Annotated in this window: 19 protein-coding genes; 11 read left to right on the top strand and 8 right to left on the bottom strand. The window is 68.5% G+C overall.

The genetic code is table 11. From position 1 onward, the window contains the following. Positions 1-6 precede the first annotated feature (6 nt). The 3 genes from ACRDPS_RS17410 to edd form a co-directional block, all read right to left on the bottom strand. Entirely contained in the window at positions 7-1,239 is a 1,233-nt protein-coding gene (locus ACRDPS_RS17410; RefSeq protein ID WP_431502921.1) for a low temperature requirement protein A, read from the bottom strand. 76 nt (positions 1,240-1,315) lie between these two features. Continuing rightward, a complete protein-coding gene (eda, locus tag ACRDPS_RS17405; RefSeq protein WP_431502920.1) occupies positions 1,316-1,945 on the bottom strand; it encodes a bifunctional 4-hydroxy-2-oxoglutarate aldolase/2-dehydro-3-deoxy-phosphogluconate aldolase in 630 nt (209 codons plus the stop codon). Continuing rightward, positions 1,938-3,830, bottom strand: a complete 1,893-nt coding sequence (gene edd, locus ACRDPS_RS17400) for a phosphogluconate dehydratase (protein WP_431502919.1) — start codon at positions 3,828-3,830, stop codon at positions 1,938-1,940. The genes eda and edd overlap by 8 nt, the downstream gene beginning before the upstream one ends. 112 nt (positions 3,831-3,942) lie before the next feature. Here edd and ACRDPS_RS17395 point away from each other — a divergent pair, with 112 nt between their 5' ends. Further along, positions 3,943-5,103, top strand: coding sequence for an ROK family protein (locus tag ACRDPS_RS17395; protein WP_431502918.1), 1,161 nt, complete (start codon positions 3,943-3,945; stop codon positions 5,101-5,103). A 173-nt stretch (positions 5,104-5,276) separates the two neighbouring features. Here ACRDPS_RS17395 and ACRDPS_RS17390 read toward each other — a convergent pair whose 3' ends face one another. Further along, positions 5,277-6,590: an exo-beta-N-acetylmuramidase NamZ family protein gene (locus ACRDPS_RS17390; protein ID WP_431502917.1), complete on the bottom strand. Its 1,314-nt coding sequence runs from the start codon at positions 6,588-6,590 to the stop codon at positions 5,277-5,279. A gap of 271 nt (positions 6,591-6,861) precedes the next feature. Here ACRDPS_RS17390 and ACRDPS_RS17385 point away from each other — a divergent pair, with 271 nt between their 5' ends. From ACRDPS_RS17385 to ACRDPS_RS17375, 3 genes are all read left to right on the top strand, one after another. Continuing rightward, positions 6,862-7,116, top strand: coding sequence for a DUF3311 domain-containing protein (locus ACRDPS_RS17385; RefSeq protein ID WP_431502916.1), 255 nt, complete (start codon positions 6,862-6,864; stop codon positions 7,114-7,116). Further along, positions 7,113-8,753 carry a monocarboxylate uptake permease MctP gene (gene mctP, locus ACRDPS_RS17380; RefSeq protein ID WP_431502915.1) on the top strand — a complete coding sequence of 547 codons (1,641 nt, stop codon included), beginning with the start codon at positions 7,113-7,115 and terminating at the stop codon, positions 8,751-8,753. Before ACRDPS_RS17385 ends, mctP begins: the two co-directional genes overlap by 4 nt. 186 nt (positions 8,754-8,939) lie before the next feature. Continuing rightward, positions 8,940-9,410, top strand: a complete 471-nt coding sequence (locus tag ACRDPS_RS17375) for a hypothetical protein (protein WP_431502914.1) — start codon at positions 8,940-8,942, stop codon at positions 9,408-9,410. Positions 9,411-9,511: 101 nt separating this feature from the next. On the opposite strand, the gene ACRDPS_RS17370 is transcribed toward ACRDPS_RS17375, so the two are convergent. Together ACRDPS_RS17370 and ACRDPS_RS17365 are read right to left on the bottom strand one after the other, a co-directional pair. Then, a complete protein-coding gene (locus tag ACRDPS_RS17370; RefSeq protein WP_431502913.1) occupies positions 9,512-10,132 on the bottom strand; it encodes a YceI family protein in 621 nt (206 codons plus the stop codon). 187 nt (positions 10,133-10,319) lie between these two features. Next, on the bottom strand, positions 10,320-10,451 hold the full coding sequence (locus ACRDPS_RS17365; protein ID WP_431502912.1) for a hypothetical protein: 132 nt from the start codon (positions 10,449-10,451) through the stop codon (positions 10,320-10,322). A gap of 214 nt (positions 10,452-10,665) precedes the next feature. Between ACRDPS_RS17365 and ACRDPS_RS17360 the strand changes: the two genes are divergently transcribed. The 4 genes from ACRDPS_RS17360 (at position 10,666) to ACRDPS_RS17345 (ending at position 15,574) form a co-directional block, all read left to right on the top strand. Next, a complete protein-coding gene (locus tag ACRDPS_RS17360; protein ID WP_431502911.1) occupies positions 10,666-10,929 on the top strand; it encodes a hypothetical protein in 264 nt (87 codons plus the stop codon). Positions 10,930-10,983: 54 nt separating this feature from the next. Beyond that, entirely contained in the window at positions 10,984-12,807 is a 1,824-nt protein-coding gene (gene glmS, locus ACRDPS_RS17355; protein ID WP_431502910.1) for a glutamine--fructose-6-phosphate transaminase (isomerizing), read from the top strand. A gap of 22 nt (positions 12,808-12,829) precedes the next feature. Further along, on the top strand, positions 12,830-13,636 hold the full coding sequence (locus tag ACRDPS_RS17350; protein WP_431502909.1) for an MOSC domain-containing protein: 807 nt from the start codon (positions 12,830-12,832) through the stop codon (positions 13,634-13,636). Positions 13,637-13,777: 141 nt separating this feature from the next. Then, complete coding sequence (locus tag ACRDPS_RS17345) at positions 13,778-15,574, top strand: DEAD/DEAH box helicase (RefSeq protein ID WP_431502908.1); 1,797 nt, start codon at positions 13,778-13,780, stop codon at positions 15,572-15,574. Between the two features lie 162 nt (positions 15,575-15,736). On the opposite strand, the gene ACRDPS_RS17340 is transcribed toward ACRDPS_RS17345, so the two are convergent. Both ACRDPS_RS17340 and ACRDPS_RS17335 read right to left on the bottom strand, forming a co-directional pair. After that, a complete protein-coding gene (locus tag ACRDPS_RS17340) occupies positions 15,737-16,375 on the bottom strand; it encodes a permease prefix domain 1-containing protein (protein ID WP_431502907.1) in 639 nt (212 codons plus the stop codon). 274 nt (positions 16,376-16,649) lie between these two features. After that, positions 16,650-16,967 carry a PadR family transcriptional regulator gene (locus ACRDPS_RS17335; RefSeq protein ID WP_431502906.1) on the bottom strand — a complete coding sequence of 106 codons (318 nt, stop codon included), beginning with the start codon at positions 16,965-16,967 and terminating at the stop codon, positions 16,650-16,652. An 87-nt stretch (positions 16,968-17,054) separates the two neighbouring features. Between ACRDPS_RS17335 and ACRDPS_RS17330 the strand changes: the two genes are divergently transcribed. From ACRDPS_RS17330 to ACRDPS_RS17320, 3 genes are all read left to right on the top strand, one after another. Then, entirely contained in the window at positions 17,055-19,175 is a 2,121-nt protein-coding gene (locus tag ACRDPS_RS17330; RefSeq protein WP_431502905.1) for an MMPL family transporter, read from the top strand. Positions 19,176-19,292: 117 nt separating this feature from the next. Continuing rightward, positions 19,293-20,315: an SGNH/GDSL hydrolase family protein gene (locus tag ACRDPS_RS17325; RefSeq protein WP_431502904.1), complete on the top strand. Its 1,023-nt coding sequence runs from the start codon at positions 19,293-19,295 to the stop codon at positions 20,313-20,315. A 196-nt stretch (positions 20,316-20,511) separates the two neighbouring features. After that, on the top strand, positions 20,512-22,311 hold the full coding sequence (locus ACRDPS_RS17320; RefSeq protein ID WP_431502903.1) for a penicillin-binding transpeptidase domain-containing protein: 1,800 nt from the start codon (positions 20,512-20,514) through the stop codon (positions 22,309-22,311). Positions 22,312-22,526 lie beyond the last annotated feature (215 nt).

Here is a 22,526-nt window from a genome sequence, read left to right as displayed (position 1 = left end):
GCTCGTTCAGAGGGCGTCGAGGTGGTTGATCAGGTGCCGGTGGCCGACGGCCTCGTAGCCCACGATGGTGACCACCGGCGCGAGGGCGACGACGACGAGGCACCAGGCCATCGGTACGCCTACCGCGGCCAGGACGACGCTCGCCACGAGAACTCCCGCGGTCAGGCAGACCAGAAGCACGTGGAACGGGTCGACGACGTGCACGAACGAGTTGTAGAGGAGGTACAGAACCAAGGCGTACGCCCCGACGGGGACGGCGACGGAGACGACCACCCCGACCTCGCCGAGCTCGGAGTGGTGGTCGAGCAGGTAGGCGGCGACGTGCAGGCCGGCGCCGGTGGCCGCGATCGCGGCGAAGAGCAGCATGTGCCCATAGCCCCACAGGAACGAGCGGTCGCGGCGTCGGTCGAGGATCTCGGCCCATGGGATCGTGAAATAGGTCCACCACTGCCCGAAGGTCAGGCCGATCCCGGCCGCGAGCAGGAGGACCGCCTCGAGGCTCCACCCGAGCTCGGGCTTCTGGACGATCGCCGACGTCACCGCGACCGCGCCGATCACACCTTCACCGAGCGTGATGATCGTCAGCAGCCCATAGCGCTCGGCGATGTGATGAGCGTGCCACGGCGTACCTCCGAAGGAACGCTCGGCGACGAAGGGCCCGGCCAGCTCGATCACCAGCGGCACCATCATGGCCGCGAACGCGACCGGCACGGTCAGCGGCAGCACGGCGATGACGCACCAGAGCACCTGCGCGCTGAGGATCGAGATGAGATAGACCCGGTGTGCGCCGCGGCGGCTAGGGTCCTGACGCCACGCGCGCAACCAGTGGCCGCAGAGCGCGACCCGCATCACGACGTACCCGGCGATCACGATCTCGTTGTGGAGCCGGTCGCCCTCGTGGATGCTCTCGAAAAGCGCCGGGAGGCCGAGGGCCATGATGATCACGCCGACCATCTGCACCATCGTGAGCAGCCGGAACGCCCAGTCGTCGGTGTCGTAGGCCGAGGCCATCCACGAGTAGTTGATCCACGCCCAGCAGATCGCGAACGACGCGAAGCAGAACGCCACGATCCCCGCCCCGATGTGCCCGGCCGCCAGCTGATGGGCGAGCTCGTTGCCGCTCGCCCCGAAGGCGACGACGAAGGTTAGGTCGAAGAGCAGCTCCAGGGGCGTCGCGGCCCGGTGCTCCTCGCGCGGGTCGCGCCCGGTCATCTGCCGCAGGCGGCTGGTTGCAGTCACCCTGGTGAGGATAGGACCCGGAGGCGCCGCGTCACCAGATCTACGTCAGCCGTGTCCGTACCGCCTCGATCAGGGATCAGCGAAGAGCCGCCGTCGCCGCAGCGAGCGCGGTGACCCGGTCCCAGTCGCCGCTCGCCAGGGCGTCTGCCGGGGTGAGCCAGGAGCCACCGACGCAGCCGACGTTGGCCAGCCCGAGGTAGCCGGGCGCGCCGGCGAGCGTGATCCCGCCGGTGGGGCAGAAACGGGCGTCGGGGAGGACGGTCGTCAGCGAGCCGAGGTACTTGGCACCGCCGGAGGCCTCGGCCGGGAAGAACTTCATCGCGGTGTGGCCGGTCTCGAGCACCGCGATGGCCTCGGAGACGGTCGCGGTGCCGGGCAGGAACGGCAGACCGGTGTCGCGCATCGCGGCGAGCAACGTCGGAGTGGCGCCCGGGGAGACCAGGAACCGGGCGCCGGCCTCGGCGGCCTGCTTGGCCAGCGCGGGACTGGTCACCGTTCCGGCGCCGATCATGACCTCGGGCACCTCGGTGGCGATGGCCCGGATGGCGTCAAGCGCGACCGGCGTACGCAACGTCAGCTCGACCACCGGCACACCGCCGTCAGCGAGGGCTCGAGCCACCGGCACCGCCTGGTCGACCGTGTCGACGACGACGACCGGGATCACCGGGGAGAGGTCGAGGAGGTCGGTGGAGCTGAGGTCAGACATGGACGGGGGCCTCCTGGACCGGGATTTCGTGGGCTGGCGGACTCTGCTGAATGGGAGCAAGGGTGAAGACGGATGCGCCGGTGTCCGCTGCGCCGACCGTGGCGCGGAAGGCGCTGAAGAGCTCGCGACCGGTGCCCATCCATTCGGAGTCCAGCGGTGCCCGGCCGGTGGTCGGGCGGTGCTCGAACTCGTCCGGAGGAACCGCGATCGAGAGCCTACCGGCGACGGCGTCGACGGTGATCAAGTCGCCATCTCGTACGCGGGCGAGCGGTCCGCCGAGTGCGGCCTCGGGGGTGACATGGATGGCGGCCGGCACCTTCCCCGAGGCACCGGACATCCGGCCGTCGGTGACGATCGCGACGTGCTGGCCGCGGTCCTGCAGCACCCCGAGCGCCGGGGTGAGCTTGTGCAGCTCGGGCATCCCGTTGGCGGCCGGACCCTGATAGCGCAGCACCGCGACGAAGTCTCGCCCCTCGAGCCGGCCCTCGGAGAAGGCGGTGAGGAACTCGGCCTGGTCGTCGAAGACCATCGCCGGTGCGGCGACCACCTGATGCTCGGTCGCCACCGCGGACGTCTTGATGACAGCCGTGCCGAGCTCGCCGTGCAGCACCCGCAGGCCGCCGTCGGGGGAGAACGGGTCGTCGGCGGAGCGCAGCACGTCGGGGTCGCCCGAGGTCGGAGTGCCCTCGACCAGCTCGATCTCGCCGTCGCGGGTGAGGCGCGACTCCTGGGTGTAGGCCGACAGCCCGCGTCCCAGGATCGTCGTCACGTCCTCGTGGAGCAGCCCGGCTTCGAGCAGGGTGCGGATCAGGAAGCCGACGCCGCCGGCCGCGTGGAAGTGGTTCACATCGGCGGAGCCGTTGGGATACATCCGGGTGAGCAGCGGCACGGCCGGCGAGAGGTCCGAGATGTCGGACCAGGTCAGCTGGATCCCGGCGGCCCGGGCGATGGCGACCAGATGGAGCGTGTGGTTGGTGCTCCCGCCGGAGGCGAGGAGGGCGACGCAGGCGTTGATGATCGACTTCTCGTCGATCATCTCGCCGACCCCCGGGCCACCCTCGAGGGCGAGCTCGGTCGCACGTGCGGCGGCTGCCTTGGTGAGCGCACCACGCAGCAGCGTGTCGGGAGAGGCGAACGACGAGCCCGGCAGGTGAAGGCCGAGCACCTCCATCAGCAGCTGGTTGGAGTTGGCGGTGCCGTAGAAGGTGCAGGTGCCGCGGGAGTGGTAGCTGGCGGCCTCGGCCTCGAGCAGCTCCTCGCGGGTTGCTTCGCCTGCTGCGTACCTCTGTCGGACGCGGGCCTTCTCCTTGTTGGGGAGGCCGGAGGACATCGGGCCGGCCGGCACGAACACGGTCGGCAGGTGGCCGAAGGAGAGTGCGCCGATCAGGAGGCCCGGCACGATCTTGTCGCAGACGCCGAGCATCAGCGCCGCGTCGAACATGTCGTGGGAGAGGGCGATCCCGGCCGACATCGCGATCACGTCGCGGGAGAAGAGGGAGACCTGCATGCCGTCGCGGCCCTGGGTGATCCCGTCGCACATCGCGGGCACGCCGCCGGCGACCTGCGCCAGCCCGCCGGCGCGCATCACCGCGGCCTTCAGCAGCGGCGGGTAGGTCTCGTACGGCGCGTGCGCGGAGAGCATGTCGTTGTAGGACGTCACGATCGCGACGTTCGGCTTCGCGGCGCGGCTGACCATCTTGAGCTCGGCCTTCGCCGGCGCCGAGGAGGCTGCGAAACCGTGCGCCAGGTTGCTGCAGGCGAGCCGGCCGCGGGCGGGCCCGGTCGCGCGGGCCGCCGCGATGCGGTCCAGGTAGTCGGCCCGGGTGGCTGCGGACCGTTCGACGAGACGAGCGGTGACTTCGGCAACGGTGGCGGAAACGGTCACGGGCGGGTCCTCCAAAAGGCAGTGTGCTTTGGCACACAATCGCACGATCTTTGGATCGATACAAGTAATTCTTAGGTACCCCAAAGACATAAGAAGGCGTACGCTGCACCCCATGCCCGACATGACGACCGTCGCCGACGTCCTCTCTCTGGTGCGCTCCGGACGCGCCTCGACCCGCAGCGACCTGCAGAAGACCACCGGTCTGTCGCGTACGGCCGTGGTCTCTCGGGTCTCGGCTCTCGTCGACGCCGGCCTGATCCTCACGGGGGAGGAGCTCGCCTCCACCGGTGGCCGGCCGCCGGGCTCGTTGACCTTCAACGCCGACGCAGGGGTCGTCCTGGCGGTGGCGATCGGGCGCTCACGCAGCCAGCTCGCCGTCTTCGACCTGGACGGCCGTGAGCTGGCTGGCGACACCCGGGACCACGAGGTCGGCATCGCGGCCGACGACCTCATGCCCGAGGTGACCGACCGGCTCGAGGCGCTCCTGGAAGGGATCGAGCCGCCCGTGCTCGGTGTCGGGATGAGCCTGCCCGGCGTCGTCGACCCCGCTCGTCTGGTCTCTGTCGACTCACCGGTGATGCACGGCTGGGACGGGGTCGAGCTGGACCCCTACTTCGACCGGCTCACCGCTGGCCCGCTGGTGCTCGTCAACGACACCGACGCCCTGGCCACGGCCGAGCTCTTCGGCAGCGGACTGCATCCGCGCGACGCCCTCGTGGTGAAGGCCTCGACCGGACTCGGCCTGGCGGTCATCGCCGATGGTCGGGTGCTGCGCGGCCATGCCGGTGCCGTCGGCGAGATCGGGCACACCCGCGTCGAGGCCGCCGGTGACCGTCCTTGCCGGTGCGGCGCTACCGGCTGCCTGGAGACGGTCGCGGCCGGCTGGGCACTGACGCAGGGCCTGGTCGACTCTGGTGTCCCCGCAGGTCACATCAGGGATCTGGTCGCCGCCGCGCTGGCCGGCGATGCGATCGCCCGCGGTCTGCTGCGTGAGGCCGGTCGCCAGCTCGGCGAGGTGCTCGCGATCGCGATCAACCTGCTCAACCCCGAGGTGGTCGTCATCGGCGGCGACATGGCCGCCGCTTTCGACCTCTTCACCGCAGGCGTCCGCGAGACCGTCTACGCCCGCTCGACCGCCCTGGCCACCCGCGACCTCACCTTCGTACCCTCCACCCACGCCGACTCCACCGGCGCCGTCGGCTGCGCCGCCGTAGTCATCAACCACCTGCTCTCCGCCGATCGCCTCGACGCCCACCTCACCCCCGCCAAATAACGCCGACCCGGCGCGAATGTCCCAAGAAATCCCGTCGAGTCGGCGCGAATGTCTCAGAAATCGGCGTCGAGTCGGCGCAATCTGGCGGGACAGATGCGCCGACTCGAGCCCTGATCTGGGACAGACGCGCCGACTCGACCGTTGATTCTGGGACAGACGCGCCGGGTCGGCGCTCAGCGGTAGATGAGGTACTTCCGGCGGGTGGAGTCGAAGGCGGCCAGCTCGTCGCGCCAGGCGGCCTCGACGTCGTCGCCGGTGGCGCCGTCGTCGATCTGCGTGCGCAACCTCGTCGAGCCGGTGAGCTTGTCGATCCAGAACGGGCGGGCGGTGTCCCAGGAGTCCTGGCGCCAGGCGAACTCGGGGAAGAGGGCCTTCGCGGTGACCAGCATCTCGACGCCGGTGCGGACGGGATCGAAGCTGTCGCTGTCCTGGATCGTGACCTGTACGCCGCCGCAGACCTCGCCGGCGTGCTTGTTGACCGAAGGGTTGAAGTACGCCTCCCGGAACGTCACGCCTGGAAGGCCGGCGTCCTCGAGCGCGGCCGCCCAGCGATGGTCGACGAACGGGGCGCCGATCAGCTCGAACGGCTTGGTGGTGCCGCGGCCCTCGGAGAGGTTGGTGCCCTCGAACATGCAGGTGCCGGGGTAGACCAAGGCGGTGTCGGACGTGGGCATGTTGGGGCTCGGCATGACGAAGTCGAGCCCGGTGTCGGCGTACAGCATCTTTCTCCGCCAACCGGAGACCTCGACGATGTCGAGCTGGGCCAGCCGCCCGCCGGCGTGCTCCTCGAGGAACTCACCGTCGAAGAACCGGGCCAGCTCACCGACCGACATCCCGTGCTGCTGGACGATCTCGCGGGCGCCGACGCCCGAGGTGTACGCAGCGGTCATCATCGGACCGCGAGCGGTGCCGCCCACGGGGTTGGGGCGATCGAAGACCACGAAGCGCTTCTCGGTCGCCACCGCGGCCTGCATCGCGGTCCACATCGTCCAGATGTAGGTGTAGAACCGTGAGCCGACGTCCTGGATGTCGAAGACGACGGTCTCCACGTCGGCGGTGTTGAACATCTCGGTCATCTTCGAGACGCCGGCGCCATAGGCGTCATAGACGGTCAGGCCGGTGCGCTCGTCGACGAAGGTGCCCTCCGACCCGCCCGCCTGCGCGGTGCCACGGAAGCCGTGCTCCGGGCCGAATACTCCGGCGATCTGCACCGCGCCGGACTCGTGCATCTCGTCGACGATGTTGCGGAGGTTGCGGAGCACACCGGTGGGGTTGGTGATGATGCCCACCCGCTCGCCCGACAGCGCCGACCAGCCACTTGCGGCGGCGCGGTCCGCGCCCGGGGTCACCGCCCGCCCACGGCCGAGCGGCGACGCCGGCTCGGCGGACGCTCCTCCTGAGCCGGCGAGAAGTGGAGCGGCCGCAGCGCCGACCGCCGCGGCGCCGAGCAAGCGGCGTCTGTCGACCCTGGGAACTTCAGTGCTCATCGCTGCTCCTGTGCCGTGGGGTGAGGATCATCTTGCAGGCTAGCCCTGACGGCGCCGGCTGGCAGGCGATTTCCGACGTTGGTCCGAACCGCGCCGTGGGACATCTGCGCCGGGTCGACGGGGTGTCGGCGCAGTCCCGGCGACCGTTCGTCCCGGCAGAACGACCGTTCGTCGTCGTGTTGGCCGAATTGGACTGGACACGGATGCTTATTGTGACCAAGGTCACAGGTCGTCCATCCCCCACTTCTACTACCGATCTCGGAGGTGACCCATGCCGTCGTCGTCCAAAGGCTCGTGGATCCTTGTCGGGGTCCTCCTGTTCGCGGCCGGAGCACCGTCACTCGCGGTGCCGCTGTACGCGAAGGAGGCTCCCGCGCTCGCTGGATTCCCGTTCTACTTCTGGTTCCAGCTCGCACTCATTCCCCTCTCCGTCCTGCTCACGACCATCGCCTACTACGTGGCCAAGGCGGCGTTCCGGCGTGACCGTGCCGTCAGCGGGCGCCCGTGGAAGGAGGGTGGACAGTGAACGCCGTCGCAGTCTCCGTCTTCGCCTTCCTCTTCCTGCTGGTCACGATCCTCGGCTTCTCCGCGGCGCGCTGGCGTCGCGCGAAGTCGATGGACAACCTCGACGAGTGGGGCCTGGGCGGTCGTGGGTTCGGTACGTTCGTGGCCTGGTTCCTCATCGGGGGCGACCTCTACACGGCGTACACCTTCATCGCGGTCCCCGCGACGCTGTTCGCCGGCGCGGCCATCGGCTTCTTCGCCGTTCCCTACACGATCCTCGTCTACCCGTTGGTCTTCGCGTTCATGCCGAAGCTGTGGTCGGTCTCGCACAAACATGGGTTCGTCACCCCGGCCGACTTCGTCGTCGGGCGGTACGGCTCCAAGACGCTCGGCCTCGCCGTCGCGGTGACCGGCCTGCTCGCCACGATGCCGTACATCGCGCTGCAGCTGGTCGGCATGGAGGTCGTGCTCGAGGTGATGGGCCTGCAGAGCGACTCCTCGAACTGGTTCATCCGTGACCTGCCGCTCTTCATCGCGTTCGCGGTGCTGGCCGCCTACACCTACTCCTCGGGGCTGCGGGCGCCTGCGCTGATCGCGTTCGTGAAGGACTCGCTGATCTACATCGTGATCATCGTGGCGATCATCTACATCCCCACGCAGCTCGGCGGCTGGGGGAACATCTTCGACACGGTGCAGAACGGCTTCGATCAGTACAACACCGAGAATGCCGACGCGATCGCCGCCGGCGAGGCCGCACCGAAGGCGATGTTCCCGACGCAGGCGGCGGGCCAGTGGGCGTACGCCTCCCTCGCTCTCGGCTCGGCGCTGGCGCTGTTCATGTATCCGCACTCGATCACCGGGGTGCTCTCCACGCGCAGCCGCAACGTGATCCGTCGCAATGCCTCGCTGCTGCCGGCGTACTCCTTCCTGCTGGGACTCCTGGCGCTGCTCGGGTTCGTGGCCCTGGCCGCGGGGGTGATGGTCGGCGACCCGCCGAACCCGCAGCTCGCGATCCCGCAGCTCTTCGAGGACCAGTTCCCGGCGTGGTTCGCGGGCGTCGCGTTCGCTGCCGTCGTCATCGGTGCGCTGGTGCCGGCGGCGATCATGTCGATCGCGGCGGCGAACCTGTGGACACGCAACATCTACAAGGCGTACCTGAAGCCCGATGCGACCCCGGCGGACGAGGCCAAGCAGGCCAAGATCGTGTCCCTGGTCGTGAAGTTCGGGGCGCTGCTCTTCGTGCTGGCGCTCTCGAAGTCGTACGCCATCAACCTGCAGCTGCTCGGAGGCGTCTGGATCCTGCAGACGCTGCCGGCGATCGTCGTCGGGCTCTACACCCGGTGGTTCCACAAGTGGGCGGTCCTGGCGGGCTGGGCGGTCGGGATGGCGTACGGCACGATCATCGCCTACAACACCTCCTCACCGGTTCAGGAGCACTTCGGTAGCCCGCTGCACAACTTCCCGGGCACGGAGACGCCGATCTACATCGCTCTCACCGCGTTCCTGCTGAACATCATCGTGGTCGTCGTCCTGACCCCGATCCTGAGGGCGCTCAAGGTGGCGGACGGCGTCGACGCGACATCCGAGTCGGACTACTGGGTCGACTCCGGGGACGAGGGCGTGGTCGAGGAGCTGAGCTCGACGACCGAGGTGCGCTGAAGGGCGCCTGCCTGACAAAGTCCCGCAAACATCTCTCACTGAGGTGTTTGCGGGACTTTTCTGTCGTTCCGCGAGCGACATGCAACATCGGCGTCCAGAAACACGTAACAAGTAGCGAAGGGCCTGATCCGGTCGAACTCGGGAACGCTCGGCCGCAGGCCGCGAAACTCAAGTCAGGAGCAGGAAATGAACTCGAAGGTCCTCGGGGTACTTCGCAGATCCGCAGGGGTAACCCTCCTGGCAGGCGGCCTCATGGCCGCCGGTGCCGGGGTCGGCCACGCCGACTCGCAGCCCGCTGGACACCACGACGGCCGCGCCGCATCGGTGACCGGCCAGCCGATCAAGGCACCGGACCGGGGTCCGGTCGGTCCGGTCACGATCGCGGGAGCCGCGGCCGGTAGCGACGGGGCGGTGACGGTGACGACGGACGGGACCACCGTCGTCGTCAGCGGACGCGCCCATCTCGAGTCTCCGGTCCCGGGTGCCGGTGGCGTGGTCCACCACGACGACAGCGGTTCGCCTCTCGGTGGTCGCGGTGTTCACCTCGGCACGGATCAGGTCGGCTTCGTCGGGGGTGTCACCGGTGACACCTCGTCGCTCGATGTCGTCGGAACCGGGCGTATCGGGGTGGAGAAGCACTACTACGTCCAGGACTGATCGGTGTCCGACGGATCCTGATCAATCCGTTGAACGGAGCTGGGGCCACCGGGAGAATCCCGGTGGCCCCAGTGTTCGCTCGGCGGAAGCGCCGTCCGAGCTCAGGCCTCGGTGGTCTCGGCGACAGTCTTGATCGCGGAGATGTCGAACTCGAGCTTGATCTTCTCGGAGACGAGGACGCCACCGGTCTCGAGGGCGGCGTTGAAGGAGAGGCCCCAGTCGGTGCGGTTGATCGCGACCGCGCCCTCGAAGCCGACCCGGGTGTTGCCGAACGGGTCCTTGGCGGAGCCGGTCTGCTCGAACGGGACCGTGACCGACTTGGTGTTGCCCTTGATGGTCAGGTCGCCGGTGATGTTCCACGCCTCGCCATCGAACTCGACCGCGGTCGACTCGAAGGTGATGTTGGGGTGGGTCTCGTTCTCGAAGAAGTCACCCGAGAGCAGGTGACCGTCGCGGTCGGCGTTGCCGGTGTCCACGGAGTCGGCCTTGATGGTGAGCGAGACCTTGGACTTCGCCGGCTCCGCGGTGTCGATCGTCGCGGTGCCCTCGAACTCCTTGAACGCGCCGCGGACGGTGGTCACCATCGCGTGGCGTGCCGAGAAGCCCAGGCGGGTGTGGGCGACATCGAGGGTGTAGTCACCGGAGATGTCGTCGATTGCGGCGGTGGGGGTGTCGAAGTCGGCGTCGGCCGGGGCCGCGTCCTTCTTGCTGAAAATGCCCATGGTGGGAGTGCTCCTGGAAGAATTGGTTGAAACTGCAATCATCATAACGGGGGAAGCTCCGCCAATGTTCCCGCTCTCGTGGGCTTTTCTGACAGGGCGGGAAAACTGGTTGCAGTGACAACGCTATCCCTAAACGGCGGAAGCCCGCTCCCTTGTCGGGAGCGGGCTTCTGAAGCGTTCGCGGTTGTCAGGCGGCGTGTCGCGTGGTCGCGGGCGCACTGACTTCGACCCAGCGGGCCTCCAAGTGCTTACGGCCGCGGCGGTCGACGACCGGGAGCCAGCGCAGCTCGAGCTTGCTGGTCACATTATTTCCGTTCATCAGACACCTCCTGTTCACCTTGTGTTCACCAAAGATACCTCACCCCACACTGATGTCCAAGTAGTCGTCGAAATCGCGTGGCGGGCTCCACCTGGGAGCACTGGGGTGCCCCCAGTGAGCACTGCACGCCCCACTTCGGACATAATCTGCGATTTCTGCCCGAAATCGGGCAGAAACTTGAACGTTGTCGTGAGGGTGGCTCACAGTTGGCTCCGTGAATGCCGAGCGAGCCCTGATCGACCATCTGGTCGCCACCACCGGGCTCCCGCCCGGGCAGGCGGCGCGGGTGGTCGAGGACGTGGTGGCGTACTTCAACGAGCCGGTCGAGACCTACGTACGCCGCCGGCATGCGCAGCTGAAGACCTACGGCGCGAAGAACGACGCGATCTTCGCCGAGCTCGCTGAGGAGCTGCAGGCGCGGGTCGTCGCCGCGCCGCGGCTGACCGAGCGGCAGCTGCGCCGGCTCATCTACGGATAGACCGACGTACAGACGGACACATGGACAGACGGACCTACGGATAGGACAGCGCGAATGTGCGGAATCGTTGGATACATCGGCCCCCAGCAGGCCGCCGGCCTGCTCACCGAGGGCCTGGCGCGACTGGAGCACCGCGGCTACGACTCGGCGGGCATCGCCGTGCTGGGCAGCAGGCTGCAGGTGGTGAAGAGAGCCGGACGCGTACGCGATCTGGTCGATGCCCTGCCGAAGCGGTTCGCCGGCAAGGTCGGCATCGGCCACACCCGGTGGGCGACCCATGGTCCGGCCAACGACGCCAACGCGCACCCGCACGTCTCCGCCGATGGTCGTGTCGCCGTTGTCCACAATGGGATTGTCGACAACGCCGCGTCGTTGCGGGAGCGGCTCACCGACGCGGGCGTCGAGCTGGTCAGTGACACCGACACCGAGGTCTTCGCCCATCTCATCGGATTGTCGACTGCTGACAATCTGGAGGCCAAGGTCGTCGACGCGCTCTCCCAGGTGGAGGGCACCTGGGGTCTCGCCGTCGTGCACGCCGACTTCCCCGACCGCATGGTCGTGGCCCGCAACGGCTCGCCGCTGATCGTCGGCGTCGGCGACGGGGAGATGTACGTCGCCTCCGACCTGGCCGCGGTCGTACGCCACACCACCACCGTCGCCCACCTCGACGACGGCGAGCTGGCGACCGTCACCGCGACCGGCTTCACCACGTTCCGCCAGGACCTGACGACGACCACCACGACGGCCCGTGAGGTGGACGTGGACCCGTCGGCGTACGAGTACGGCGAGCTCGCCGACGAGCCGCGGATGTTCACCGAGATCCTGGAACAGCCCTCGAGCGTCGAGCGGGCGCTGCGTGGCCGGCTCGACGAGCGGTTCGGCACGGCCCACCTCGGCGGGCTCAACCTCGACCCGCGCGAGCTGCGCGCGATCCGCCGCGTGAAGATCCTCGGCTGCGGCTCCGCCTACTACGTCGGGCAGATGGGTGCCGGGCTGATCGAGGAGCTGGCCCGGGTCCCGGCCGACGCCGAGGCGGCGAGCGAGTTCCGCTACCGGAACCCGATCATCGAGCCCGACACCCTCTACGTCGCGGTGTCCCAGTCCGGCGAGACGATCGACACCCTGCTCGCCGTCCAAGAGATCCGCCGCAAGGGCGGCCGGGTGCTCGGCGTCGTCAACGTCGTCGGCTCGGCGATCGCGCGAGCGGTCGACGGCGGCATCTACCTGCACGCAGGGCCGGAGATCGCGGTCGCCTCGACCAAGGCGCTCACCAACATGTACGTCGCGTTCTCGCTGCTGGCGCTCCAGCTGGGCCGCGTACGTGATCTCTCGATCGCCGACGGGAAGCGGCTCATCGCCGGCCTGCAGGCGCTGCCGACCCAGATCGAGGAGATCCTCAAGAGCGAGTCCCATCTCGAGGCGGTCGCCGCCCGTCTGGCCGAGGCGGAGTCGATGTTCTTCGTCGGTCGCGTACGTGGTTACCCGGTCGCCCGCGAGGGTGCCCAGAAGCTGAAGGAGATCTCCTACCGGCACGCGGAGGCGTATCAGACCTCAGAGCTCAAGCACGGCCCGCTCGCGCTGATCTCGGAGTCCGTGCCGACAGTGGCGATCGTGCCGCAGGACGAGCTGACCGACCGCAACGTCGCGGCCCTGCACGAGATCAGCGCCCGCCGCGGGCCGCTGGTCGTGGTCACCCACCCCGATGTCGACCTCGGTGAGCTCGACGCGCTGCGCGTGGACGTACCCAAGAACGAGGTCGAGCTCGACCCGATCCTGATGACCATCCCGCTCCAGCAGATCGCCTTCCACGCGGCCAAGGCACTCGGCCACGACGTCGACAAGCCGCGGAACCTGGCAAAATCAGTGACGGTCGAGTAGCGGTTCAGGGTTGAATCCAGCTATGCGTCTGGCTGCGATCAACATACATCCGGTGAAGTCGACGGCGATCCGGAGCGTCGCGGAGGCGTACGTCGGCAGGTCCGGGCTCGTCGGCGACCGAGAATGGATGGTCGTCGACGGTGCCGGGAAGCTCGTCTCGGCGCGTGAGCTCCGCGAGCTCTTCACGATCGTCGCCGACACCCCGTCGACCGGCGGACGGGCCGACCTGCGGCTGAGCGCTCCCGGGCACAAGGCGATCGAGCTGACGCTGCCGACCGAGGGCGTACGTGACATCCAGATGTTCAACCGCGTCAACATGCGCGGGCGATCGATGGGCCCGGAGGCGGACGCCTGGCTGCGTGAGGTGCTCGGTCGCGAGGACCTGTCGCTGGTGTGGTGCCACGACCCGTTCCGGCGCGTGCTCGACACCAAGGACGGGTTCACCGCCTCGGACCACGCCACCTTCCAGGACGAGTCCCCGCTCTCGCTGATCACCGACGCCTCGGTCGCCGCGATCGACGGCTGGAGCGAGGCGACGATCACCGCGCAACGTTTCCGGCCCAGCCTCCGCGTCGAGGGCGCCGAGGAGGCCTTCGCGGAGGACGGCTGGAAGGAGGTGGGCATCGGCCCGGTCCGGTTCCGGATGATCGCGCCGATCTCGCGCTGTGTCATGACCACCATCGACCCGGTGACCCTGGAGAAGGACAAGGAGCCGCTGCGTACGCTCGCGATTCATCGCAAGTGGGACGGCAAGACCTGGGCGGCGGTGCACCTTGCCGTCGTTCACCCCGGCGAGATCGCGGTCGGCGACGAGGTCATCGTCTCCTGAGCGCTTCTGGGTGATGATGCGAGTGACGGGGCCCACCGCGCCGAGAAATGCTGAGATCGTGCTATATGGGCCTACCGTTACGGGGTGAGCACCGACCCTGAATCTGCCGTATCCAGTACCCCCACGCCCGCTGAGCCGAACGTGGAGGCAGCACAGGGTCCTACCTTTGACTCACTCGGTCTCTCCGCCGGTGTGCTCGACGCCGTGAAGGCGCTCGGCTACGAGACGCCCTCGGCGATCCAGGCCGCGACCATCCCCTCGCTGCTCGAGGGTCACGACGTCGTCGGGCTCGCGCAGACAGGGACCGGGAAGACCGCCGCCTTCGCACTGCCGGTGCTCTCCAACCTCGACGTCTACCAGAACGCACCGCAGGCGCTGGTGCTCGCGCCGACGCGCGAGCTTGCGCTGCAGGTGTGCGAGGCGTTCGAGCGCTACGCGACCAACCTCGACGGCGTACGCATCCTGCCGGTCTACGGTGGCCAGGGCTACGGCCCGCAGCTGACCGCGCTTCGTCGCGGCGTCCACGTCGTCGTCGGCACACCGGGCCGGATCATGGACCACCTCGAGAAGGGCACGCTGGATCTCTCCCAGCTGCGCTTCCTGGTGCTCGACGAGGCCGACGAGATGCTCAACATGGGCTTCGCGGAGGACGTCGAGACGATCCTCGCCGACACCCCTGAGGACAAGCAGGTCGCGCTCTTCTCGGCGACGATGCCCGCGCAGATCCGCCGGCTCTCGAAGAAGTATCTTCGCGACGCCAAGGAGATCTCGGTCAAGGCGAAGACCCAGACCGCGGCCAACATCACCCAGCGCTACCTGATGGTGTCCTACCCCCAGAAGGTCGACGCGCTGACCCGCATCCTCGAGGTCGAGAACTTCGAGGGCATGATCGTCTTCACACGTACGAAGTCCGAGACCGAGTCGCTGGCCGAGAAGCTGCGCGCGCGGGGCTTCGCGGCCACCGCGATCAACGGTGACATCGCGCAGAACCAGCGCGAGAAGACCGTCAACCAGCTCAAGGACGGCTCGCTGGACATCCTGGTGGCGACCGACGTCGCCGCCCGTGGCCTGGACGTCGAGCGGATCTCGCACGTGGTCAACTACGACCTGCCGACCGACGTCGAGGCGTACGTCCACCGCATCGGCCGCACCGGGCGCGCGGGCCGCACCGGGGACGCGATCTCGTTCGTCACCCCGCGTGAGCGTTGGCTGTTGCGCGCGATCGAGAAGCACACCAAGGCACAGCCGGTGCAGATGCGGCTGCCGTCGGTCGACGAGGTCAACGCGACCCGTCTCTCGCGCTTCGACGATGGCATCACGGCCGCTCTCCAGGAGAACGAGCGCATCGAGTTCTTCCGCGACGTGGTACGCCACTACGTCGACGAGCACGACGTTCCCGAGGTCGATGTCGCTGCCGCCCTCGCTGCCGTGCTCCACGGCGAGGAGCCGCTCCTGCTGGAGCCGGAGCCCGAGAAGCCTGCCTATGAGGATCGTCGGGGTCGCCGCGACCGCGATGACCGCGGGGGTGAGCGTGGCTCCGGGGCTCGCCGGGAGACCGGGGCGTCACGTCACACGGGGCAGCCGCTGGCTACGTACAAGATCCAGGTCGGCAAGCGCCACCGCGTCGAGCCGCGCCAGATCGTCGGGGCCATCGCCAACGAGGGCGGCCTGCGTCGAGCCGACTTCGGCAACATCTCCATCCGCAACGACTTCTCGCTCGTCGAGCTGCCCGCCGACCTCGCTCCGGAGACCTGGAAGTCGCTGGAGTCGACCCGCATCTCCGGCAAGCTCATCGAGCTCTCCGAGGACTCCGGCGGTCCCGTCCGTCGCTCGGGCGGTCGTTTCGACAAGGGCGCGGGTGCGCCCCGGTACGGCAAGCCCGACTCCGCCTCCACCGACCGCCCCCGCAAGCCCCGGCAGAAGCGCAAGTTCGACTGACCTGGTGTTCCCCCGTGGCCGAGAGGTCACTTCTGCAGGCCGAGAAGTCACTTCTGCGGGCCGAGAAGTCACAGCGGTGACTTCTCGCCCTGCAAAGGTGACGTCTCGGCCTGCATTACTGACGCTTCGCCCTGCAAAGGTGACGTCTCGGCAGCGGCGGGTCTAACAGGCGGCGAGGGTGCGCTGGGCCGAGAGGGCTACCAGGGCGAATGGGGTTGCCATCAAGGCGATGGCACTGATCGCGAGCGTGACGGTGAGCCCTCCGGCCAGGGCGAGCATGGTGAAGGCGATCATTGGTATGACGAGGGCAATCGCCAGCGACCAGGCCGCGGTAAGACGGGCCGCGCGGCGCCCGACCCGGAGCCAGCGCTGACCGATCGCGGTCACCACGAGAGCGATGATGGAGCCGAGGACGCCTGCAGTGCCGACGTACTCGATGAGCGTGTCGAGCACGGGATAGAGGCCGCTCCCCGGCGCCGTGGCGTGGGCGCTCGCGCCGAGGTCGATGCCTCCGTCCCAGATGAAGGACTGAGGAATCATGACGACGACGAGCAAGATCGCCGTACGCCGCGCGGCGCCGATCGCGACGGTGTCTCTGAAGCCGGGAGCGATCTCGTCGACCGAGCCGAAGTCGCGCAGTGCGAGGGTCTCGGCCTCGGTGGGCGTGTACCCCGCCGCTGCGTAGGCGTCGGTCGCGTCCTCGAGGTGGCCTCCGGCTTCGCGCAGCAGGTCGCGCCGGGTCCAGCTTGGACCAGGGATCGCGGCACGCAGGTCCGCGAGATAGACGTCGACTGAGCTCATACGCTCATCTTCGGCGCCCGGCTGTGTCCACCGCATCAGGGAATCCCCTGAATGGTTCGCCACAGCTACTGACTCGTTCGGCGTCGGCGCGCATGCGCATTCGGCTGCCAGAGCTGCGGGCTCGGGGACGTACGTCCCCCCGCGGTCTGCGACCGCTTCTCGGTCTGCGGGGGTGACTTCTCGGTCTGCGGGGGTGACTTCTCGGCCTGCAGGAGTGACGCCTCGGCCTGCGGGGGTGACCTCTCGGCCTGCGGGGGTGACTTCTCGGCTGTGGTCAGGCTTCCAGGACGCCGGAGACGACCTTGGCGAAGGTCTTCCACTCCTGGCGGTGGGAGGAGAGGGCGTTCTTGCCGGCGGTGGAGAGCTCGTAGGTGCGGCGCTTGCGGCCGCCGACCTCGGACCAGGAGCTGTCGAGGTAGCCGGCCTTCTCGAGACGGCGTAGTGCGGGGTAGATGGTGCCGGTGGGGAGGTCGAGCTCGCCCCCGCTGCGGGCGCTCAGGGCCTCGATGATCGCGTAGCCGTGGAGAGGCTGCTTCTCGACGACGGCCAGGATCAGCGAGTCGAGGTGGCCGCGGAGGGCGTCGGCTTTCATGTAGACAGCCTACACAGAGGGTCGTACATTGTCTTCATACATGTTGCCTGTCTACACGTAGCCAGGCAGGACCCGACAGGAGACAAGATGACTACCCGGACGATGACGAGACCCAGCCCGCTACGGCGGCTGGCATCCTTCTCCCAACGCCATCACTGGACCGCACTGCTGCTGTGGGTGGTGGTCCTGGTGGGCGTGACGGCCGCGGCGCAGGGCATCGGCGACGACTACCGCAACTCGTTCGACATCCCGGGCACCCAGTCGCAGGAGATGGCCGACCTCCAGGCCGAGCACGGTGGGTCGAGCGGTGACGAGATCCGCGCGGTCATCCACGACGAGCGTGGTTGGGACACCGATCAACGAGCCGTGGACGAGCTGGTCGCGGGCCTCGCCGAGATCCCTCACGTCGAGACCGTCGAGCCCGTCGACCCGCAGCGCGGGTCGGTGAGCGAGGACGGTACGACCGCGCTGGTCACCGTCGTGATGGACGCCGAGCCGGGCGAGCTCCCGATCAGCGCCTACGAGCCGTTCCTCGAGCTCGCGGACGAGGCCGCGACCGACGACCTCCAGGTCGAGATGGCCGGCGACTCGATGCGCGAGGTGAACGAGGGCGAGGGCGGCGGCTCAGAAGGGATCGGCATGCTGGCCGCCCTGATCATCATGCTGTTCATGTTCGGCTCGTTCCTGGCGGCGAGCCTGCCGCTGATCACCGCGATCTTCGCGGTCGGCACGACCTTCGGCGTCGTCACGTTGCTCTCCCACGTGACCACGATCCCCGACTACACCGCGCCGATGCTGATGATCGTCGGGCTCGGTGTGGGCATCGACTACGCGCTCCTGGTCTTCTCCCGATACCGCAGCGAGCTGCTCCGCGGCGCCGACCGCGAGGATGCCACCGCGACCGCCATCGACACCGCCGGCCGATCCGTCCTCTTCGCCGGCGTCAGCGTGATCCTCGCGCTCTGCGGCCTCTACGTGCTCCAGCTGACCTCGATCCAGGGCGTCGTGCTCGGTGTCGCCCTCACTGTCGCGATGACGATGATCGCCGCGGTCACCCTGCTCCCGTCGCTGCTGACGCTCTTCGGCAAGCGCCTCGAGAAGTCGGTGCACAGGCACGCGGCCCGATCCGGTCGCGAGCCCGGCCGGCGCTGGCGCGCCTGGGCGAGCGGTGTCCAGCGACACCCGTGGGCCGCACTGGTCGTCTCGCTGGTCGCCCTGGGCGCGCTCGCCACCCCGGTCCTGAGCCTCCAGCTCGGCTTCGCCGACGCCGGCAACGACGACACCTCCTCGACCACGAGGAAGGCGTACGACCTGGTCAGCGAGAAGTTCGGGCCCGGTGCCAACGGCCCCCTCGTCGTCATGACCGAGGGCTCGCAGGCGCAGGCGACCGCGGCGTACGAGAAGCTCCAGACGTACGCAGGCGTGGCGGCCGTGACGCCACCGCAGCCCTCAGCGGACGGTGCGGTGTTCACCTCCATCGCCTTCCCGGAGACCGGTCCGCAGGACACCGAGACCACCGCCTTGGTCACGGATCTGCGAGAAGACCTCGGCGAGGACATCCTGGTCGGCGGCTCGACCGCGGCGCTGATCGACTACTCCGACGCGGTCGGCAAGAAGCTGCCGCTCTTCATCGGGCTCGTGGTCGGGCTCTCCGCCCTGCTGCTGATGTGTGTCTTCCGGTCGGTCGCGGTGGCGATCAAGGCGGCGATCCTCAACCTCATCTCGATCGGCGCCTCGATGGGTGCGATGACGTACGTCTTCCAGGAGGGTCTGCTCGGCGTCGAGCCCGGGCCGATCGAGGCCTTCCTGCCGGTGATGACCTTCGCGATCGTCTTCGGGCTCTCGATGGACTACGAGGTCTTCCTGATCTCGCGGATGCGCGAGGAGTGGTTGCGCAGCGGGGACGCCCAGGAGGCGGTCCGGGAGGGCCTGGCGCATACCGGCGGCGTCATCACCGCCGCCGGCGCGATCATGGTCGTCGTCTTCGGTGCCTTCTGGTTCAGCCCGGACCGGATGCTGCAGGAGATGGGCTTCGTGATGGCCGTCGCGGTCCTGCTCGACGCGGTCGTGGTGCGGTGTCTCGTGGTGCCGGCGGTGATGCGGCTGCTCGGTGCCCGGGCCTGGTGGCTGCCGCGGTGGCTCGACCGGGTCCTCCCGCGCCTGCAGAACGTGGAGGGTGGTTCCAGCGAAGCCAGCCAAGCCAGGTAAGCGGATTCCGGGCCGTTGCCACTGGGTGAAACAAATTTCCACCGAGGGGCGGAAGTGCGCGTACAACCGAATAGTGAACGGGCCACCGCCCGGTGGCCCCGGACCTCGGGAGTTGCCATGCACGGTTTGACCTTCCGCCTGTCCAAAGTCCGCCTCGCGGTCTCCCTCACCTCCATCTCCCTCCTCGGCGCCGGCCTTGCCGTCGCACCAGGCTCGCCGGCTTCCGGGGCCGGCGAGCCGTACGTCGCCCTCGGCGACTCCTACTCCTCAGGAGTCGGCACCCGCAGCTACATCGACGACGGCACCTCGTGCATGCGGTCGACCCTGGCGTACCCGAGCCTGGTCGCCGCCGCGAAGAGCTACAGCCTCGACTTCCGAGCCTGCTCGGGCGCGGTTGTCGCCGATGTCACCAACAACCAGATCAACGCCCTGTCGAGCTCGACCCGCTACGTGACGATCTCGGTCGGCGGCAACGACGCCGGCTTCGTCGACGTGATCACCGAGTGCGCTCTCCCCGCCTGGGCGAGCGACTGCGCCGGAGCGGTCGCGGGAGCACAGAGCTATGTTCGCAACACGCTTCCGGGCAGCCTCGGGACGCTCTACTCCCAGATCCGCTCGGCCGCGCCCAACGCGAAGGTGGTGGTCGTGGGCTACCCGAAGCTGTTCATGGGCGAGGACTGCAACGCGGGCACCTGGTTCAGTCCCGAGGACGAGGCGCTCCTCAACGAGACCGCGGTGCTCCTCAACGACACCACGGCGTCGCGTGCGAGCGCGGCCGGCTACTCCTACGTCAACCCGATCAGTCGGTTCACCGGTCACGCGGTCTGTGACGACGTGGAGTGGATCAACGGGCTCTCCAACCCGATCGAGGAGTCCTATCACGCCAACGCCGCCGGGCACCGTGACGGTTACACGCCCCTGGTGAGCTCCCCGCTCACCGGAGCCGCCGTCGTCGCGACCCCGGCAGTGATCGCCGCCTCCGAGGCGACCGGTCCCGACCAGGCTGCCAAGCAGCAGAAGTACGCCGCCCGCGACCGCCAGATCGAGCCGAAGGTGTTCCAGCCGCCGACCCGGGAACGCCTGGAGAAGCTGGCCGACCAGCGTGGCGTCGACCTGGACGCCTGGCTGGCGACGCACTGATCCAAGAGTTGTGAAGCTGAGCGTGGTCCATGGGCCACGCTCAGCTTCACAACCTTCGCGTTGGGGCCGTGTAACCCATTCTTGGGGGCTCGGCTGATAGAACCGTTCCATGCGAGTCTCCCGGGGCATAGCGGCCCTTGCTGTTGCGTTACCGCTGCTTGCCGCCTGCGGTGGGGCCAAGGATCCGGGCCCGAGCATGTCGACGCTGACCACCGCGCTGGAGACCGGCACGTTCAAGGGCGTCGACTTCGAGGCGAAGACCGATCCCGCCACGGTCGCGAAGGACTACGGCGAGCTCACCGGCAACCTGTTCGGCAAGCTGGGCGCGCCGCACGTGTCCGCGACCAAGCCGACCTTCATCGGCAACGGAGCCGATCGCGCGAAGTCGAGCCTGACCTGGGCATGGGGCCTGCCGGGAGGCAAGTGGACCTATGAGTCGGAGGTCGAGCTCGCCAAGAAGGGCGAGGAGTGGCAGTTCGTCTGGGAACCGACGGTCGTCGCCCCGACGCTCGCTGCGGGCAGAAGCCTGCACGTCGAGACCGTCCCGCAGCAGCGCGGCGAGATCCTGAGTACGTCGGGAGCGACCCTGGTCGCCGACCGGCCGGTCGTCACGGTCGGTATCGACAAGACGCTGCTCGACCCGGTGGCGGCGCCCGCGGCCGCCCGAGACGTCGCCGCGATCGTCGGCATCAATCCCAAGCGCTACGCCAAGCGGGTGCGGGCCTCCGGTGACAAGGCATTCGTCGAGGCGCTCTCGATCCGCAAGCCGATGATGACGAAGGCGAAGGCTGCCAAGATCGGCAAGATCAAGGGCGCCGCGATGCTCAACCGGACCCTTCCTCTCGGTCCGACCAAGGAGTTCGCCTCACCGGTCATCGGCATCGTCGGCGAGGTGACCGCCGAGCAGATGAAGAAGAACCCGGGGTCCTACCTGCCGGGCGATCTCGCCGGGCTCTCGGGGCTGCAGGCACGCTACGACGCGCGGCTGCGCGGGAAGCCCGGCCTGCAGGTCAAGGTGCTCGGCGACGAGGGCGAAGTGCTCAAGGAGCTCTACAACACCGACCCCGTCGACGGCGAGGCGCTGGCCATCACCCTCGACGCGCGACTGCAGAAGAGCGCCGAGAAGGTCCTGAAGGGGATCAAGCCCGAGAGCGCTCTGGTCGCCATCCGGCCCAGCGACGGCGCCGTGCTGGCCGCAGCCAACGGCAAGGACAACAAGATGAACCTGGCCACCTACGGCCAGGCCGCGCCGGGTTCGACCTTCAAGGCCGCGACCACGCTGGCGCTGCTGCGCAAGGGGTTCAACCCCGAGAGCCAGGTCAACTGCCCCGCCAAGGCCACCGTCGACGGCAAGACCTTCAAGAACGACTCGTGGTATCCGAAGTCGGCCCTCGGGCAGATCACGCTCGCCCACGCCGTCGCCGAGTCGTGCAACACCGCGATGGTCGGTGCGGCGGACGAGGTCAGCCACGCCGAGATCGCCTCGGCCGCCGCCTCCCTGGGCTTCGGGATCGACCGCGACGCCGGCTTCACCTCCTACTTCGGGCAGATCCCCGAGCCCGCGGGAGACACCGAGCACGCCGCCGACCTGATCGGCCAGGGCAAGGTGCTCGCCTCGCCGCTCGTGATGGCCTCGGTCGTCGCCTCGATCCAGGCCGGGCACACCGTGATCCCGAACCTCGTCGAGGGCCAGGTCGCCAAGCCGTCTGGCGTGGAGCCGCTCGCCGCTGATGAGGCCAAGCAGCTGCGTACGATCCTTCGGGGTGTGGTCACCGATGGCACCGGTCGCGGGCTGATCGATGTGCCGGGCAAGCCGGTGATCGCCAAGACCGGTACGGCCGAGTTCGACCGCGACGGCAGGCGCCTGACCCACACCTGGATGATCGCCGCGCAGGGCGACCTTGCCGTGGCTGTCTACGTCGATGAGGGCAAGAACGGCGCCTCCACCTCGGGTCCCCTGGTCGAGGGGTTCCTGCGGATGGCCAACGAGCGCTAGTGTCCCGCACCTCAATTCCGCACCATAAGTCGCACGCTGCGCACGCACCTCGCTGCGTTGGCATCGCTCGGAAGACACCCGGTATGCCGGGCGGTTTCAAGCCAGGGACGCAACACCTGGGTGTGGTGGTTGAGAGAGTAGCTCGTCGAGTGCCTGGGCTGGGGTCTTCCAGTCCAGGGTCTCGCGGGGGCGTTGGTTGAGTTTGTTGGCGACGT

It is taken from the genome of Nocardioides sp. (assembly GCF_050699375.1).
Lineage (GTDB): Bacteria > Actinomycetota > Actinomycetes > Propionibacteriales > Nocardioidaceae > Nocardioides.
The sequence above is the reverse complement of the archived record's forward strand: the minus strand, read 5'-3'. Positions and strand labels throughout refer to the sequence as shown.

Coding starts and splice junctions, on each gene's coding strand:
- eda (WP_431502920.1), bottom strand. CDS start 1,945: ATGTCTGACCTCAGCTCCACCGACCTCCTCGACCTCTCCCCGGTGATC.
- ACRDPS_RS17385 (WP_431502916.1), top strand. CDS start 6,862: ATGCCGTCGTCGTCCAAAGGCTCGTGGATCCTTGTCGGGGTCCTCCTG.
- ACRDPS_RS17395 (WP_431502918.1), top strand. CDS start 3,943: ATGCCCGACATGACGACCGTCGCCGACGTCCTCTCTCTGGTGCGCTCC.
- ACRDPS_RS17330 (WP_431502905.1), top strand. CDS start 17,055: ATGACTACCCGGACGATGACGAGACCCAGCCCGCTACGGCGGCTGGCA.
- ACRDPS_RS17320 (WP_431502903.1), top strand. CDS start 20,512: ATGTCGACGCTGACCACCGCGCTGGAGACCGGCACGTTCAAGGGCGTC.
- ACRDPS_RS17365 (WP_431502912.1), bottom strand. CDS start 10,451: ATGAACGGAAATAATGTGACCAGCAAGCTCGAGCTGCGCTGGCTCCCG.
- ACRDPS_RS17335 (WP_431502906.1), bottom strand. CDS start 16,967: ATGAAAGCCGACGCCCTCCGCGGCCACCTCGACTCGCTGATCCTGGCC.
- ACRDPS_RS17390 (WP_431502917.1), bottom strand. CDS start 6,590: ATGAGCACTGAAGTTCCCAGGGTCGACAGACGCCGCTTGCTCGGCGCC.
- ACRDPS_RS17375 (WP_431502914.1), top strand. CDS start 8,940: ATGAACTCGAAGGTCCTCGGGGTACTTCGCAGATCCGCAGGGGTAACC.
- ACRDPS_RS17370 (WP_431502913.1), bottom strand. CDS start 10,132: ATGGGCATTTTCAGCAAGAAGGACGCGGCCCCGGCCGACGCCGACTTC.
- glmS (WP_431502910.1), top strand. CDS start 10,984: ATGTGCGGAATCGTTGGATACATCGGCCCCCAGCAGGCCGCCGGCCTG.
- ACRDPS_RS17350 (WP_431502909.1), top strand. CDS start 12,830: ATGCGTCTGGCTGCGATCAACATACATCCGGTGAAGTCGACGGCGATC.
- ACRDPS_RS17340 (WP_431502907.1), bottom strand. CDS start 16,375: ATGAGCTCAGTCGACGTCTATCTCGCGGACCTGCGTGCCGCGATCCCT.
- ACRDPS_RS17325 (WP_431502904.1), top strand. CDS start 19,293: ATGCACGGTTTGACCTTCCGCCTGTCCAAAGTCCGCCTCGCGGTCTCC.